The organism is Janthinobacterium fluminis (genome assembly GCF_028595325.1).
Taxonomy (GTDB): Bacteria; Pseudomonadota; Gammaproteobacteria; order Burkholderiales; family Burkholderiaceae_D; genus Janthinobacterium; species Janthinobacterium fluminis.
In genome coordinates this window covers 1109280-1124880 of record NZ_JAQQXR010000001.1, presented here as the reverse complement: position 1 = coordinate 1124880, position 15601 = coordinate 1109280, and the positions used below count along the sequence as shown (strand labels likewise).

Annotated in this window: 8 protein-coding genes; 7 read left to right on the top strand and 1 reads right to left on the bottom strand. The window is 65.6% G+C overall.

Features of this window, described 5'->3' with window-relative positions:
• The first annotated feature begins 511 nt into the window (after positions 1 to 511).
• The 5 genes from OIK44_RS04900 to OIK44_RS04880 all read left to right on the top strand — a co-directional run bounded on the left by OIK44_RS04900 (position 512) and on the right by OIK44_RS04880 (position 10210).
• On the top strand, positions 512 to 2293 hold the full coding sequence (locus OIK44_RS04900) for a flavin monoamine oxidase family protein (protein ID WP_273669580.1): 1782 nt from the start codon (positions 512 to 514) through the stop codon (positions 2291 to 2293).
• Positions 2294 to 2332: 39 nt separating this feature from the next.
• A complete protein-coding gene (locus tag OIK44_RS04895) occupies positions 2333 to 4363 on the top strand; it encodes a lipoxygenase family protein (RefSeq protein ID WP_273669579.1) in 2031 nt (676 codons plus the stop codon).
• 101 nt (positions 4364 to 4464) lie between these two features.
• The gene (locus tag OIK44_RS04890; protein WP_273669578.1) at positions 4465 to 6621 is read left to right on the top strand and encodes a thiamine pyrophosphate-binding protein; all 2157 of its coding nucleotides are present in this window, start codon (positions 4465 to 4467) and stop codon (positions 6619 to 6621) included.
• Positions 6622 to 6623: 2 nt separating this feature from the next.
• Complete coding sequence (locus OIK44_RS04885) at positions 6624 to 8315, top strand: flavin monoamine oxidase family protein (protein WP_273669577.1); 1692 nt, start codon at positions 6624 to 6626, stop codon at positions 8313 to 8315.
• Positions 8316 to 8401: 86 nt separating this feature from the next.
• Positions 8402 to 10210: a M61 family metallopeptidase gene (locus OIK44_RS04880; protein WP_273669576.1), complete on the top strand. Its 1809-nt coding sequence runs from the start codon at positions 8402 to 8404 to the stop codon at positions 10208 to 10210.
• Between the two features lie 4 nt (positions 10211 to 10214).
• Here OIK44_RS04880 and OIK44_RS04875 read toward each other — a convergent pair whose 3' ends face one another.
• Positions 10215 to 13607 (bottom strand): response regulator, encoded by a 3393-nt coding sequence (locus OIK44_RS04875; RefSeq protein ID WP_273669575.1) that lies wholly within the window; start codon positions 13605 to 13607, stop codon positions 10215 to 10217.
• A 283-nt stretch (positions 13608 to 13890) separates the two neighbouring features.
• Between OIK44_RS04875 and OIK44_RS04870 the strand changes: the two genes are divergently transcribed.
• Positions 13891 to 14211, top strand: a complete 321-nt coding sequence (locus OIK44_RS04870; RefSeq protein ID WP_273669791.1) for an ArsR/SmtB family transcription factor — start codon at positions 13891 to 13893, stop codon at positions 14209 to 14211.
• 105 nt (positions 14212 to 14316) lie between these two features.
• Positions 14317 to 15597, top strand: coding sequence for an arsenic transporter (locus OIK44_RS04865; protein WP_273669574.1), 1281 nt, complete (start codon positions 14317 to 14319; stop codon positions 15595 to 15597).
• The last annotated feature ends 4 nt before the right edge of the window (positions 15598 to 15601 follow it).

The following is a 15601-nucleotide window of genomic DNA, read 5'->3' as shown; positions in this document are numbered from 1 at the left end:
GATTTGGGTGAAACAATATCGGTTAGGATGCCCTAAACGATATTGTTTCAGGCGGATTTCACTGGACAATTCATGTTTCTGTCACACTCGGGCTCCGACGGATAGCCGTGCTTTCGCACTGTCCGCTCAGGCCGTGGTGCGCCCTCTGGTTTTGCAACCCATCTTGCCAACCCTTGCCAAGAAAATGCAGACACTTCTCCTCGCCGTCACTCTCCCGCACTCCGCTTGCCGGATTCCGGAGCGACCGCCTTCGCCTGGCGCATTCACTTGCGCCGGCAACACCTTGCCAGTCTCATAGTCGCATTGCGTAGCAAGCCATCCGGGGCGGCTTCGCTTCGGGCGGCATTTCTTTCCATCCACCGACGGGGGCGACACTTCACGGGCTGACCGCGCACGCGCGGACCAGCCGGCCGCCACATTCATCTGGCCCGGTGACGACCGGGACTGGGAGAGCACGATGTCGATTCAGAAGAATGTTTCAGCCAGTATTGAGCAGCAACGCCTCGCACGGGTGAGCAAGCATCGCCGCACCTTGTTCGGCGCGATGGACCAGCATTTGCGCAAGTTGGAGAAGGCACGCGCCGCCAAACAGGGGCCGTCGACCTTCATGGCGGCGTCAGGCGCGGCCAGGAAAGGCAAGACGGCCGCGCAGGTGCGCGTGGGCATCGTCGGCGGCGGCATGGCCGGCCTGTATTCGGCCATGCTGTTCGACCAGTTGGGCATCGCCTACCAGATTTTCGAGGCGTCCGGCGAGCGCCTCGGCGGCCGCGTGCTGACCCATTATTTCAACAATAACTCCCACCAGTACGCCGAGCTGGGCGCGATGCGTTTTCCGGAAAACTGGATGCAGAGCCGGCTGTTCAATTTCTGGACCCACCTCAACGACACCGCCGAAACCACGCCGGGCGCGCGCGAGATCGTGCGCATCCCTTATGTGCTGTTCGACGAGAGCACGGACGCGGACGCCGGCAATCTGCTGTGTTTCAACGGCATGCCGCCGGCCACGCGCAACGCCGTCAAGGCGGACAACACGCTGCTGGGCTTCGACCAGTTTTTCACCGACCCCAGCTTCGACTATTTCAAGGATGCCAATGGCAAGCTGAAACCGGCGCAGACCCTGCTCAATAATGCCATCGAGCCATTCATGCGCCTGCTCGACAGCGAGGACATCGAGGACATCAACGCCGCCTGGGCCGAGATCCTCACCTACGACTCGTATTCCGGGCGCAGCTATCTGCAGGAAATCGGCGACCGCGAACGGGCTTATCCTTCGCGCATCGTCGATTACATGGAGTCGGTGCTCAGTTACACCGGCGTGTACGACCTGGCCTTCGTCGAGATGCTGCTCGATAATTTCTCCTTCGACGACACGCCGGCCTGGTCGGCGATGGATGGCGGCACCGACCGCATCACGCAGGAGATGGTCAAGCGCGTTCCGCAGGCCAACGTGACGATGGGCGCGCGGGTGTTCCGCGTCGACGAGGACAGCGGCCGCCCGGCCATCCACTACCGGCGCGGCGACGGCACGCTGGAGCAGCGCGACGAGTTCGACCGCGTCATCATCACGCTGCCGTTCAGCGCGCTGCGCTTCATCGACACGCCGGCCACCTGGTCGGCGGCGAAATACGAGGCGATCCGCACGCTGAAGATGACCAATGCCGTCAAGGTCGCGCTCGGTTTCCAGAGCCGCTTCTGGGAAAGCGCCGGCCCCTACAGCGCCCGCATGGCCGGCGGCCAGAGCAATACCGACTTGCCGGTGCGCAGCGTCGTCTATCCCTCGTTCGGCATCGGCGAGGCCGGCCCCGCGTACATCCTCGGCAGTTACTGCTGGCAGGACGACGCCGACAAGTTCTCCCACCTGGACCAACGGCAGATGTTCGACACCTGCCTGCGCCACGTCGTCACGCTGCACGGCGAAGTCGCCCGCGAGCAATATCTCGGCGACGGCGCCTCGGTCGTGTGGAACCAGCAACCGTTCGCCGGCGGCGGCTTCGAGTTCTTCGCGCCCGGCCAGTTCTTCGAGAAATTCCTCGACGCCCGCGAGCCCCAGGGCAGTTTCCACTTTGCCGGCGAGCACCTCGACATGGTCCATTACTGGATCGCCGGCGCCTACGACTCGGGCTTCCGCGCCGTCTGGGAAGTGCTCATCAAGGAGGGTTTGATGACCGAGGAAATGATGGTGCGGCTGCGCGACGCCCTTGGCGGCGGCCTGATCCTGCCAAGCATGATCCCGTATTTCGGCGACGAGGGCATCGAGGCGATGGCCCGCAAGGTGTTTGCCGAGTCCTTGTGAGTGTTCGAGCAGTCCTTTCCCACATTAAAGGAGCCTTTCATGACAAGCAACAAGGTAGTACCACTGACCGCCGTTCCCGCATCGGTGCTCGCCTACACGGCCGGCGTCACCAACCCCTGCCGCAGCCGCCACGCGACGGCGGGCGCCCTGCCCGTTTTCATCAAGAGCGACAAGGCGATGGCGTCGGACATGCAGGTGCAGGCGGAGTTCGTCTTCAGCGGCTTGACCGCCACCGACTTGAGCTACGACAGCAGCCAGTACCCGGTGACGGGCAGCTTCGCCGCCACGCTGCCGCCGTGGCTCAACGACCTGGCCGCCGTGCCGGCGGACTGGCAGGTGACGGCCGTGGACACGGCCAATTCGGCGGCCCGCACCGTGCAGGTGGACAAAGCGATGGCCTATATCGCCAAGAACGTGCCGGGCCAGCAATACAATGGCACGAGCACGGCGCAAATCATTTCCCAGTGGTATACACAAGGCATGTGGAGTTCGGACAGCACCGTGTTCAGCCCCGTGCAAATCGCCACGCTGACGAGCAACTGGATCGCCGACGACGCGGAACTGGCGCGCCAGCGCCTGGGCGGCGCCAATCCGAACGTGATCAAGCAGGCCCCGGCGGCCTCCTACAACATCGCCAGCTGGATCGGCAAGGCCGCCAACGGCGCCAGCCTGTCGGCCTTGCAGTCCAAGCTGGGCGCCGCGCAAAGCGCCGGCGCGCTGTTCGTCTGCGACTACACGGGCGTGCTCGGCGCCGCCGTCACCAAGCAGTACGTGCGCAACGGCCGCTTCCTGGCCGCGCCGCTGTGCTTCTTCACGATAGACGGCGCCAGCAACGCCCTGATGCCGCAGGCTATACAGATCAACGCCACGGATGGCAGCAGCTATATCTTCACGCCCGGCGACAGCAATGACGCGCAGGGCGACGCCTGGCTGCTGGCCAAGTTGTGGGTGGCCTCGGCCGACCAGCAGTGGTGGTTCAGCGGCTCGCACCTGTTCAACACCCATACCGTCGACATGCTGTTCGGCACGGCGGCGCTGAACCAGATCCAGGCCGGCACGCTGCCGGCCAGCCACGCGCTGGTGGTGCTCGCCAAGCCCTTCTTGAACAAGTCGTTCAACATCAACAGCGGCGTCATCGGCATGCCGGGCAGTAACCAGGCGGGCATCTACCAGAAAAACTCCTTCTGCGACGAGGTGCTGCCAACCGGGCGCATCGGCCTGTATCAGGTCATCAACAGCCTGTATCAGAACTACCGCTTCGACGACAACGCCTTCCCGGCGCAGATGGCCCAGCGCGGCCTGAGCGGCGGCGCCATCGGCAAGGTCAGCTTCCCCTACCGCGACGATGGCCAGGTCTGGTGGGACGCGATCGCCACCTTCGTCGGCCAGATCGTCGACGCCAGCTATCCGAACGATGCCGCCGTCGCCGCCGACGCCGGCCTGAACGGCTGGATGGGCGCAGCGCAGGCCGCTTTCAACCACGACGGGACGACGCGTTTCACCTGGACGCCCAGCGTCAGCTATCTGAAAAGCGCCTTCAGCAATCTGCTGTATACCTGCTCGGTGCAGCACACCAGCGTTAACAACTCCATGTTCAACGGCTGGGCCTTCACGCCGAACGGCGCGTTTGCGATGCAGGCGGCGCCGCCGGCCAATGCCGCCGCGGTGACGCGGCAGACGGTGCTGGCCTCACTGCCGAATCCGCAGAACACGGCCGCGCTGGCGAACGTCATCCAGAGCCAGATCTCGTTCGTGATGAACGGCACTGCGGAAGTGGCGCAAACGCTGGGCGTCAGTTCCAGCGGCGTCGAAACGATGTATGCGCTCTACCCCTATGCCCAGGGTTCGGCGCGGCGGGCGGCGGTGGGTGCCTTCTGGAATGCGGTGTGGAGCTCGTCGACGTCGGTGTCGGCGCGCATCGCCGCCAACCAGAACGCGCGCATCAAGTCCTGGACCGGCAACACGCCGGTGCCGAACAGCGTCTCCTACCAGTACCTGAGCGCCGAGCTGAATGCCTGGACCGCGCCGCAGTACCTGAACGCGGCGGCGACCAACGCGATCCAGATCTAGCACGGCCAACTTCCTGGGCCGGACCCGGCGGGTCGGGCCCAGGTTTTTGAATTTGCTTCACTCATGAGCGTTTACGGCGCTTTCATTTTGAAGGAATTGACATGTCGCAAAGTTACCTCCTCTCTCCGAAGCAGTACCAGCGGCAGTTCCGCTCGCCGCAAGCGTTGTACGACGCGCGCAGCAAGCACGGCGCGGATCAGAACGCCTTGTCCGCCTTCGCCGTGCGCGCCGACGCGGACGGCGAAACCGTCGCCACTTACCTGAACAAGCGCCTCGCCGAGATCGGCGTCGGGCATGTGATGGCCATTCCGGGCGACTACATCAGCGAGTGGGTCGAGACGCTGGACACGGAGCACAACGCCGGCCTGGTGCGCGTGCACCCGAACAATGAGATGTGCGCCACCTACGCCGCCGACGGCTACGGCCGCGCCACCGGCGGCGCCGCCGTCGGCTGCGTCGCCACGACCTACGGCGTGGGTGCGCTGAACGCCGTGCAGGCCGTGGCCGGCGCCTTCGTCGAGAGCGTGCCGCTGGTGCTGGTCAACGGTTCGCCGTCGCCGGCCCAGTTCAACTCGCAGCGCGACCAGGGAGTGCTGTGGCACCATATGTTCGACGGTTCCTACACGGACTTGCGGGTGTTCCAGGAAGTGACGCAGATGGCCGTGCGCATCGACAACCCGGCCTACGCGCCGGACTTGATCGACGCCGCGCTGAGCGCCTGCATCACCACCTCGAAGCCCGTGTACATCGAAATCGCCAACACCATGGAAGCCTTCCCGGTCGCTTCCGTCGCCTCGCGCCCGCCGCTGCTGAAGGCGGCGGTGCCGCAAAACCAGACCTCGCTCGACGAAGCCGTCGCCTCGGTGCTGCCGGTGCTGGTGGGCGCCCGCAAGCTGGTGGTGCTGGGCGGCATGGAGGTGGCCCGCTTCGGCCTGCAGGAAAGCTTCAAAAAGCTGTTGACCACGCTGAAGGCGCCCTATTTGTCTAGTTTGCTCGGCAAGAGCATCCTCAGCGAGTACAACGCGCCGTATTTTTCGGGCACCTACAACGGCAAGAATTCGCAGCAAAACGTGCAGGATCTGGTGCGCGCCGCCGACGTCATCCTCAGTATCGGCGTGCACGAGACGGACTTCAATTTCTCCGGCCTGGCCAGCGTCGATTCCAACCCCGACGCCCTGCCCGGCCTGCCCATCGCCGCCACCATCGAGGTGCGCAAGGGCGCCGCGCGCATCAACAGCGCGTTGACCGACCCGGCGCTGGGCTCGATGTATTGGGGCGACATTGCGCTGGCGCCCTTCGTCGCCTCGCTCGCCGAGGTGATCGGCGCGCCGACCGGCGCCGCGATGAATGCCCTGGTGGCCGCCTATCCGAGCCTGGCCACCGTCCAGCAGGCGCTGGTCGCCGCCGACAGCCGCCTGCCGGGGGTGCCCTTCCCCGCCCTCGTCGGCCCGGTCTGGGACATTCCGCCGGTGGCCAGCTTCCCCGCCGGCGCCCAGATCACCTGGGACAGCTTCAAGTCGCTGCTGCACCACGAGTATCTGACTACCTTCGGCAACGACGAGAACGGCGACGCGCCCGTCGTGCTGGCCGACACGGGGCTGAGCTTTTACAACCTGAACAACATCAAGTCGCCGCAAAACGGCTTCATCGCACAACTGGCCTGGGGCGCGATCGGCTACTCGCCGGCGGCCAGTTACGGCGTCAAGCTGGCGCTGGCGCGGGCCGGCAGCAAGCGGCGCGTCATTTCCGTGTCCGGCGACGGCGCCTTTGCCCAGAGCTGCAACGCCATCGGCACCATCGGCGAGCTCGGCCTGGACAACGTCGTGTTCGTCATGGCCAACGGGGTGTTCGCCATCGAGCAATTCCTGATCAACGCCAACGCCTTCTGCGCCAGCGACGGCGGCGGACAAGGCACGGCGCCGCCGTTCGCCGCGCTCTGCCGCGTGCCGCAGACGGCGCTGTGGGACTGGAAGGCGCTGGCCCAGGGTTTCGGCGGCGTCGGCTACGAGGTGACGACGAACGAGGAGTTGACGGCGGTGCTGCAAATTATCAAGGAGGGCTCGCCGCCGCCGCGCGTGCCGACGGGGCCGTGCGCGGACGGCAGCGGCACCGGCTGCGCCGAATTCGACGGCGGCCCGCCGCCGCCGCGCCGCTCGACCTTCACCCTGGTGGCGGTGCGCAACGTCAGCACCGACCTGCCCAGCAATACGCGCTGGAAGCTCGATTGCGGCGGCACGCCTGCCAAGGCGGGGGCCTAGCCATGAGCAAAACTTTCCACGACTTGCTCGACGAGCAGCACGACCCCGTCGTCGCCGAGTACCTCGCCATCATCAAGAACGGCTTGCCGAAGACCGCGAAGCCGCAGAAGATCGCCATCGTCGGCGCCGGCGTGGCCGGCCTGGTGTCGGCCCAGTTGCTGGCCGAGGCCGGCCACGAGGTCACTATCTTCGAGGGCAACACCCGCATCGGCGGACGCATCCTGACGCTGCGCGGCGAACAGTATTTCGGCCGCCCCGAGCTGTATGGCGAGGCCGGGGCGATGCGTTTGCCGCTGCAGATCCACCACATGCTGCGCACCTATATTTGCAAGTACGCGGTGCCGGTGAATTTCTTTTACCAGGTGGACGTGAAGAAGGACAGCATCAAGCCGCAGGACCAGAACCGGGTCATCTGCGACGACGCGGCGCCGGAACCGCCCGCCAAGGCTTACCACGCGTGGACCTATGTGAACGGCGTCAAGATGCGCACTGGCGACTATCTGGGCCAGGAGTATCCGGCCAAGGCGCTCGGTTACGACTTGTCGGACCTGCCCGAGCAGCAACAGCGGATGAACGGGCCGGCCATGCTGGCCAGCATCACCGACTTCGTCAAGGACTATGTCAACGCGGCGCCGCGGGCCAACTGGCCGGAGGCCATCGCCCGCTACGACCAGTATTCGATCAATGGCTTCTTCCAGCAATTCTCGCTGCTGTCGGAAAACGGCATTGAGTTTGTCGAGGTGCTGCAAAACCTGGAAAGCCGGCGTTCGCTGTCCTTCGTGCAAAACCTCATCGAGATGTCGCTGATTAACTCGGACAATATGTACTGGGAAATCAGCAACGGCAGCGACAACCTCGTCAAAGCCTGGATTGCCGCGCTGCAGGCGGCCGGCGTGCAGGTCTGCTTCAACGAATGGATAGACAGCGTGGCCTGGTCCGCCAGCGGCGCCCGCGCCACGCTGTCGTTCAGCCCCTTCGACAAGCACTGGAACGGCGCGCCCGGCCTGGGCGCGGAACTGTCGTCCGGGCAGTTCGTCGGCAGCTTCAGCGCCGACCATGTGATCCTGACCGTGCCCGTGCCCTGTTTGCGCACGGTCGACTTCAGCCCGCTGCTGCCGCAGCAGAAGCGCAAGATGATACGCGAGCTGTACTACGACTCGGCGGCCAAGGTCTTGCTCAGCTTCGACGAGCGCTTCTGGGAAACCCGCGACAACATCTGGGGCGGCGGTTCCGTGACGGACCTGGCCAACCGCATGATCTACTACCCCAGCCACGGTTTCGGCGAACAGGCCGGCGTGATACTGGCCAGTTACACCTGGGAGACGGAGGCGCGCGGCTGGGGTTCGCTGAACAACGAACAGCGCGTGCAGTTCGCCCTGGACGGCGTGGCCCAGGTGCACGGCGACTATGTGCGCAAGCATTTCATCTCCGGTTTTTCCGTCAACTGGGACGAAAGCCCATTCGCGATGGGCGAGGCGGCCATGTTCGCGCCCGGCCAGCTCAGCGAGTTGCAGGAGCATGTCGCGCCGCCGGTCGGCAATCTGCACTTCGCCGGCGACTGGACCACGCTGCGGCACGCCTGGATAGAGGGAGCGATCGAGTCGGGGATACGGGCGGCGCTGGAAATCGAGCCGACCGCGGCGGCCAAGGGCAACAGCGCGATGTTCGCGCCGATCCCGCCCATCGTCACCTGATGCGGCAAGCGCGGGGCGGGCCGGCTGGGCCGTCCCGCGCTTGACGGCGCCGGTACTTTTTTGCTTTCCCACCACAGGAGCGAGCCATGAGCATGACAACAGATTCATCCGACGTCCATTATGACGTCACCGTCCACCCCGAGCGCCACGAACTGGCGGTGCGCATGCGCCTGACCGGCGCCGTCGCCACCGGCCAGATCCGCCTGGAGATTCCCACCTGGGTGCCTGGCGACTACAGCTTCGCCCCGCTGGCCCGCGACCTGTTCGACGTGCGGGCCAGCGACACGGCCAGCGGCGCGCCGCTGGCGTTGAGCCGCGACGGCTGGCAGGCTTTCCATATCGAAGGCGGCAGCGGCGACGTCACCGTCAGCTACCGCGCCTGGGCCTATGCGCCCGAACTGGGCGAGCCCTCCGGCATCGTCGACAACGAGTATGCGGTGCTGATGGGCGCGCGCTACCTGCACAGCCCGGCCTATCTGGGGCCTTGCACGGTCGGCTACGCCCTGCCCGCCGACTGGCAAGGCCGCGTGCACCATCCGTCCGGAGCGGTGGAAACGGGGCTCAACACGTGGCGCTACCCGAGTTACGAGGTGCTGCTGGACACGCCGGTCGTCATGGGCCGCTACGAGCTGCTGGAGCGCACGGTCCACGGCACGCCCTTCTATTTCACCTTCGTCGACGGCGGCGTCGGCTTCGCCGAGGGGGCGCCGGCCTTCGTCGACAGCGTGGCCGCCGTCGCGGCCGGCTTCCACCAGGTCTTCGGCGGCTTCCCCTTCCAGGACTACACTTTCGTGCTCAGCCTCAATCCCAGCAATGAATGGGGGTTGGAGCATTTGACGAGCACCATGTGCGGCCTCGATCCCGACGTCTTCGTCGACGCCGACAAGAATGCCGTCGGCGTGCGCGTCTGCGCCCATGAGCTGTTCCACGCCTGGAACGTGCGGCGCCTGCGGCCGGCGCCGCTGATGCACCTGGACCGCGAACTGAGTAGCGGCAGCTTCAGCGACGGCTTGTGGATGGCCGAGGGCTTCACCCGCTATTACGAGTTCCTGTCCTGTACCCGCGCCGGCGTCTACGGCGCCGGGCAATTCTTCAGCGCCGTCGTCGGCTACCTGGAGCACCTACGCGCCGTGCCCGCCTACGAGCGCGTCAGCGGCGCCGACTCCTCGCTGGCGACCTATCTGAACCACAGCCCGAAATACCCGGGCCGGCCGGCCAACTGCATCGATTATTACGACAAGGGCATGTTGATCGCCTTCGGCGCCGACGCCACGCTAAGGCTGGGCTCGGCCACGCAGTCGCTCGACAGCGCCTTCCGCGGCTTCTACGAGGAATACGTCAGCGGCGGACCCGGTTACGCCGGTTATACGGTCGCCGACACCGTCGCCTATTTCAACGGACAGCGCGCCGGCCTGGGCACGCTGATCGAGGCGGCCGTGCGCCACCCGGCCGGCTTGACGACCGAGGCGCTGCTCGAACAACTGGGATTTGTCGTGCTGCACGAAACGGTGAACCAGTTGGGCGTCATGTTCCTCAACGACGGGGCGCCGACGATTTATAACGTGCTCGACGACACGCCGGCCGGGCGCAGCGGCCTGGCGCCGCAGGACGTCATCACCGGCGTCAACGGCTTCAATTTCACGCCGGCCGCGCTGGCCTGGGCCGCGGCCCAGCCGGAAGCGCTGACGCTGGACGTGAAGCGGGGCCACCGCCGGCTGGCGTTTACGGTCACGCCCGCGCCCAAGCGCAAGATCGGCAAGCTGCTGTGGAACGGCAGCACGGCGCAGGCCGAACGGTTGCAGGCGTGGCTGGGCGTGCCCTTCACCTTCGCCCCGGGGCAAAGCATCGACCTCGATTTCTATGAAAATTTCCATGGCATCGAAACGGTGATGTAGCGGTTTATTCCCGCCCGGCCCGCTCCATCGCCGCGGCGAGCCGGTCGACGGCCTCGCTCGCCTGCGGAATTTCCCGGATGACGGCGGCAATCTGCTCCCAGCAGGCGGCAGATTGCGCAGCTTCTTTCAGCGACTGCTCCGCCTGGGCCGCCAGGCTGGCCAGGTGCTCCGCGCCGACGGTGCCGGCATTCCCCTTTAAAGTGTGCAGCAAAGGCAGGGCCGCGTCGCGCTCTTGCCCGGCCAGCGCCGCCAGCAATTGCGCGCTGGCTTTGGCCGATTCGGCGCCGAAGTTGCGTAGCGCGATCAGGTAGACGGCCTTGTTGCCGCCCAGCCTGGCCAGCGCCGCGGCGCCGTTCAGGCCATCCGCCGCCGCGCCGGCCTGGTCCGCCGCCGCCGGTGCGGGCGTCGCATGCCCTTCCGGCCGGCCGTGGCGCAGGATGACCTCGATCAATTGCTCCAGATCGAAGGGTTTGCCGACATGGTCGACCATGCCGGCGGCCAGCGCCGCTTCGCGGTCGGCCGCCATGACGTTGGCGGTCATGGCGACAATGGGCGGCGCGCGCCAGCCAAGTTCGGCGCGGATCGCCCGGGTGGCCGCGTAGCCGTCCATGTCCGGCATTTGTATGTCCATCAAGATCAGGTCGGGCGCCGGGCCATCGCCACGCAAGGCGTCGATGGCCGCCTGGCCGCAGCTGGCCACGTCGACGTCGGCGCCGTCGTGGCTCAGCAGCTCGTAGGCCACTTGCTGGTTGGTCGGGTTGTCCTCGACCAGCAGCAGGCGTAGCCCCTGCAGGCGGCGCTGCGTCGCCGGCTGGAGCGTGGCGGCCGGGCGCCGGCCCAGCCGGGCATCGGCGACGGCGTCGAACAACATCGAGGCGGTCACCGGTTTGACCAGGACGCCGTCGAGCACGGACGCCAGATGGGCCTGCTTTTGCGCCAGCATTTCACGGTCGTGGCCGGTGACCATGACGATCAGCGGGGTGGTGTCGGCCGGCGTCAATTTGCGGATCTGCCGGCTGGTTTCCCAGCCGTCCAGCGTCGGCATGCGCCAGTCGATGAAGACGACGTCGTAGGGACGGCCGGCGCCGCCCTGGGCCACGGCGGCCAGCGCGGCGAAGCCGTCCTCGACGGCGTCGATGCGCCAGCCGAAGGAGCTGGCCATTTCCGTCAGCACCATGCGCGCGGTCGGGTTGTCGTCGACCACCAGGCAGTTCAGGCGCTGCAGCCTGGCGTGGCGGGCCAGCGCCGACTCCTCGGCCGGCGGGGCGTCGGCGCGTTGCAGTTCGATGTTGAAGGTGAAGGCGCTGCCCTGCCCCAGTTCGCTGTCGACGCGCAGCGTGCCGCCCATCAGATGCACCAGGCGTTGGCTGATGGCCAGGCCCAGCCCGGTGCCGCCGTAGCGCCGCGCCGTCGACGCCTCGGCCTGGGAAAAGCCGTCGAAGATGCGCTGGCAGTGGGCCGCAGAGATGCCGATGCCGGTGTCGCGCAGCGTGAACGCGATGTTCAGGCTGGTGTCGCTGTGCGCCAGCAGTTGCACTTGCAGCAGGACTTCGCCGTGCTCGGTGAATTTGATGGCGTTGCCCGCCAGGTTCAGCAAGATCTGCTGCAGGCGCAGCCCGTCGCCCACCATCCAGTCGGGCAGCGCGGGGTCGATGTGGAAGAGGATTTCGATGTCCTTGGCGCCGACATTGGCCGACAGCACCACCGCCAGGTCGCGCAGCAGCTTGTCGAGGCTGAACGGGTGCGGATCGAGCGCCAGTTTGCCCGCCTCGACCTTGGAAAAGTCGAGGATGTCGTTGAGCAGTCCCAGCAGCGAGCGCGCCGCCGATTCGGCCTTGGCGGCGTAGTCGCGCTGGCGGCCGTCCATGCGGGTTTGCTGCAACAGTTGCAACATGCCCAGCACGGCGTTCATCGGCGAGCGGATTTCGTGGCTCATATTGGCGACGAATTCCGATTTCGCCCGGCCCGCGTTGAGCGCCTGCTCCTTAGCGACGAGCAAGGCGTCGTGGGCCTCGCGCGCCTCGGTGATGTCGGTGCTGCCGCCGACCCAGCAGATGACGTTGCCGTCGATGTCCTTCTGCGGCAAGCCGTGGTTGTCGAACATGCGCCAGGCGCCGTCGTGGCGGCGCAGGCGGCAGTCGCAGCGGAACGGCAGGCCGCCGGCATAGGCGACTTTCCAGGCGGCGTCGATCTTTTCGCGGTCGTCCGGGTGGATCACGCCGCTCCAGTCGCCGCCGGCCAGCGCGCCGTCGGGCGGATGGCCGGTGTAGTCGAACCAGTGGTGGCTGAGGAAGTCGAAGCGCAGCGACGGCGTGCGCGTCCACACCATTTGCGGCAAGCCCTCGGTGAGCGAGCGCCAGCGCGACTCGGACTCGGTGAGCGCCGCCAACGAACCTTGCAGCGCGTGGTCCTTTTCCACCAGTTGTTCGAGCGCCTGGTATTGCTTTTGCAGCGAGAGGCGCACGCCCAGCAGCAGCGCGGCCGCCAGCGCGACCAGGCTGGCGAGGAAGATGCCGGCGTTGCGCGCCTCGCCCCACCACGGCGCCAGCACGTCCTGGTCGGACAGGCCGACCAGGACATACACGGGATAGGCACCGATTTTTTCGATGCTGTAGATGCGCCGTTCTCCGTCGAGCCCGCTTTCGGCCGAATACGTGGCGCGCCGCGTCGCCTTGGCGATGATGGCCATGGTTTCCGGCGACAGGCGCACGGCGCTGCCGGCCGGCACGCCCTTGGCATCGGGGAAGCGGTGCAGCACGCGGCGGCGGTCGTCTAACAGGGTGATGACGCCGTGCGCGCCGATGTTTAATGAGGCAAACAATTCGGCGACGCGGGAATTGTTCATGTTCACGTAGACGGTGCCGCCGAAGCTGCTGTCGGGCATGGTCAGCGCGTACACGAGCGGCCAGACCCATTCGCCGGAAATGCGCGATTTGACGGGCACGCCGAAGATGAGCTCGCGCTCGGTCTGGGCGCGCTGGAAAAACTCGCGGATGGCCAGGCTTTGCAGCTTGTTCGGGTCGATTTCCTCGCCGTAGATCACCAGGCCGTCGCGGTTCGAGCCGCGTATCGAGCGGGCCTGGGGAACGCGCTCCTTGAGCGTGCGCAGGTAGGCGCTGAAGTCGGCGTCGTTGAACTGCCCGTTCTTGTGCAGCGTGCGGAATTCCTCGGCGGCCCGGTGCACGGTCAATTCGACTTCCTGGAAGTGCGAATGCAGGAAGTTTTCCAACGAAATGGCCAGATTGCGCGAGGTTTCCTCGGCGTTCGCATAGTAACGCAGCTTGCTTTGGTGCAGGGTGTGGAACACAAAGGCGGATACGACCAGCAGCACGGTGAGCACGGCCGCGACCAGCACGGCGAAGAGTTTCCGCAACTTGAGCAAGGTGTCGACTCTCATGACACGGGCGGCCGAAGCATCTCAAACATGTGTATCTTTGCTGTATTGTGGACTAATGGAATAACAAATTTCTCTCGGGCGCGCGGCCGTTCCGCCGCGTTCGCGGCTGAGACTGATACCTTACCATCCGCGGGCCGCTTTGTAACGTTTGAAATAGCCGTCAGGCATGTCGCATTCCGTAATTGCAACTCTGAAACCGCCAAATTAATTCCATATTATTTGAAATATCGTAGCTTATGGGGTAGTATAGTTCAATACTTATTGGATTGTGAAAGTGACGACCATGGAAACCAAGGAAGTTCTCGCCGCGCTGGCGGCCATCGCCCAGGAAAGCCGCTTGGCCGTGTTCCGGCTGCTGGTCCAGATCGGCCCCGGCGGCATGGCCGCGACCAAGATCGCCGAACAACTCGACATCACGCCGTCCTCGCTGTCGTTTCATCTGAAGGAGCTGACGCACGCCAAGCTGATCAATTCGCGCAGCGAGGGGCGCTTCGTCATTTATTCGGCGGACCTGGCGGCGATGAACGCGCTGATCGGCTATCTGACCGAGAACTGCTGCGCCGGCATCCCTTGCGGACCGGTGGGCTGCGGCGCCGCTGCATAGCAAGATCGGCGCCATTTGGCCTGGGCCGGACGCCCGCTATCGCCACTGCTCATCGGAGCGCTCGATTCTCCTTTTCAACGTTGACGCCACTTTTAAGGACACGCCGTGCTCACAGCGTTTCTGATCTTTGCAAGCACATTGATTTTCGTCATCTGGCAGCCCCGCGGGCTCGGCATCGGCTGGAGCGCCGCCGCCGGCGCTGTCGTCGCGCTGCTGGCAGGCGTCATTCATACCGCCGACATCCCCGTGGTCTGGCACATCGTCTGGAATGCGACAAGCACCTTTGTCGCCGTCATCATCATCAGCCTGCTGTTGGACAAGGCCGGTTTCTTCGAATGGGCGGCGCTGCATGTCGCCCGTTGGGGGCGCGGCAACGGCAAGCGCCTGTTCGTGCTGCTGGTCCTGCTGGGCGCCGCGGTGGCCGCGCTGTTCGCCAACGATGGCGCGGCGCTGATCTTGACGCCTATCGTCATTGCCATGCTGCGCGCGCTGCGTTTCCCGCCCAAGGCGACGCTGGCCTTTGTGATGGCGGCGGGTTTCATCGCCGACACGTCGAGCCTGCCGCTGGTGGTGTCGAATCTGGTCAACATCGTGTCGGCCGACTATTTCAACATCGGCTTCGCGCGCTACGCCGCCGTCATGGTGCCGGTCAACCTGGTGGCAGTGGCGGCCACGCTGGGGGTCTTGCTGTGTTTTTTCCACAAGGATATCCCCGCCAACTACGAGCTGGCCCAGCTCAAGGCACCTGAAGAGGCCATTCACGACCGCGCCACCTTCCTCACCGGCTGGTGGGTGCTGGGCCTGCTGCTGGTCGGCTTCTTCTGGCTGGAACGCCTCGGCGTGCCGATCAGCGCCGTGGCGGCGGTTGGCGCGATCCTGTTGCTGATCGTGGCCGCGCGCGGCCACAAGATTTCCACCCGCGAGGTCGTGCGCAACGCCCCCTGGCAAATTGTGGTGTTCTCGCTGGGCATGTACCTGGTGGTCTACGGCTTGCGCAACGCCGGCCTGACCGGCTACCTGACCGGCATGCTCAACGCGTGCGCGGGGTATGGCGTGTGGGGAGCCGCGCTCGGCACCGGCTTCATCACGGCGATCCTGTCGTCGATCATGAACAATATGCCGACCGTGCTGATCGGTGCCCTGTCGATCGACGCCACGACGTCGCAAGGCGCGGTGCGCGAGGCGATGGTGTATGCCAACGTTATCGGCAGCGACCTCGGGCCGAAAATCACGCCCATAGGCAGCCTGGCGACGCTGCTATGGCTGCATGTCCTGTCCAGCAAGGACATACAGATTTCGTGGGCTTACTATTTCCGCGTCGGCATCGTGTTGACCTTGCCGGTGCTGCTGATCACCCTGGCCGCGCTCGCCGTGCGGCTGACTTAATGGA

What these genes read in the sequence shown, in the direction of transcription:
- OIK44_RS04895 (WP_273669579.1), top strand. Translation starts at nt 2,333, where the DNA reads ATGACAAGCAACAAGGTAGTACCACTGACCGCCGTTCCCGCATCGGTG.
- OIK44_RS04890 (WP_273669578.1), top strand. Translation starts at nt 4,465, where the DNA reads ATGTCGCAAAGTTACCTCCTCTCTCCGAAGCAGTACCAGCGGCAGTTC.
- OIK44_RS04885 (WP_273669577.1), top strand. Translation starts at nt 6,624, where the DNA reads ATGAGCAAAACTTTCCACGACTTGCTCGACGAGCAGCACGACCCCGTC.
- OIK44_RS04880 (WP_273669576.1), top strand. Translation starts at nt 8,402, where the DNA reads ATGAGCATGACAACAGATTCATCCGACGTCCATTATGACGTCACCGTC.
- OIK44_RS04875 (WP_273669575.1), bottom strand. Translation starts at nt 13,607, where the DNA reads ATGAGAGTCGACACCTTGCTCAAGTTGCGGAAACTCTTCGCCGTGCTG.
- OIK44_RS04870 (WP_273669791.1), top strand. Translation starts at nt 13,891, where the DNA reads ATGGAAACCAAGGAAGTTCTCGCCGCGCTGGCGGCCATCGCCCAGGAA.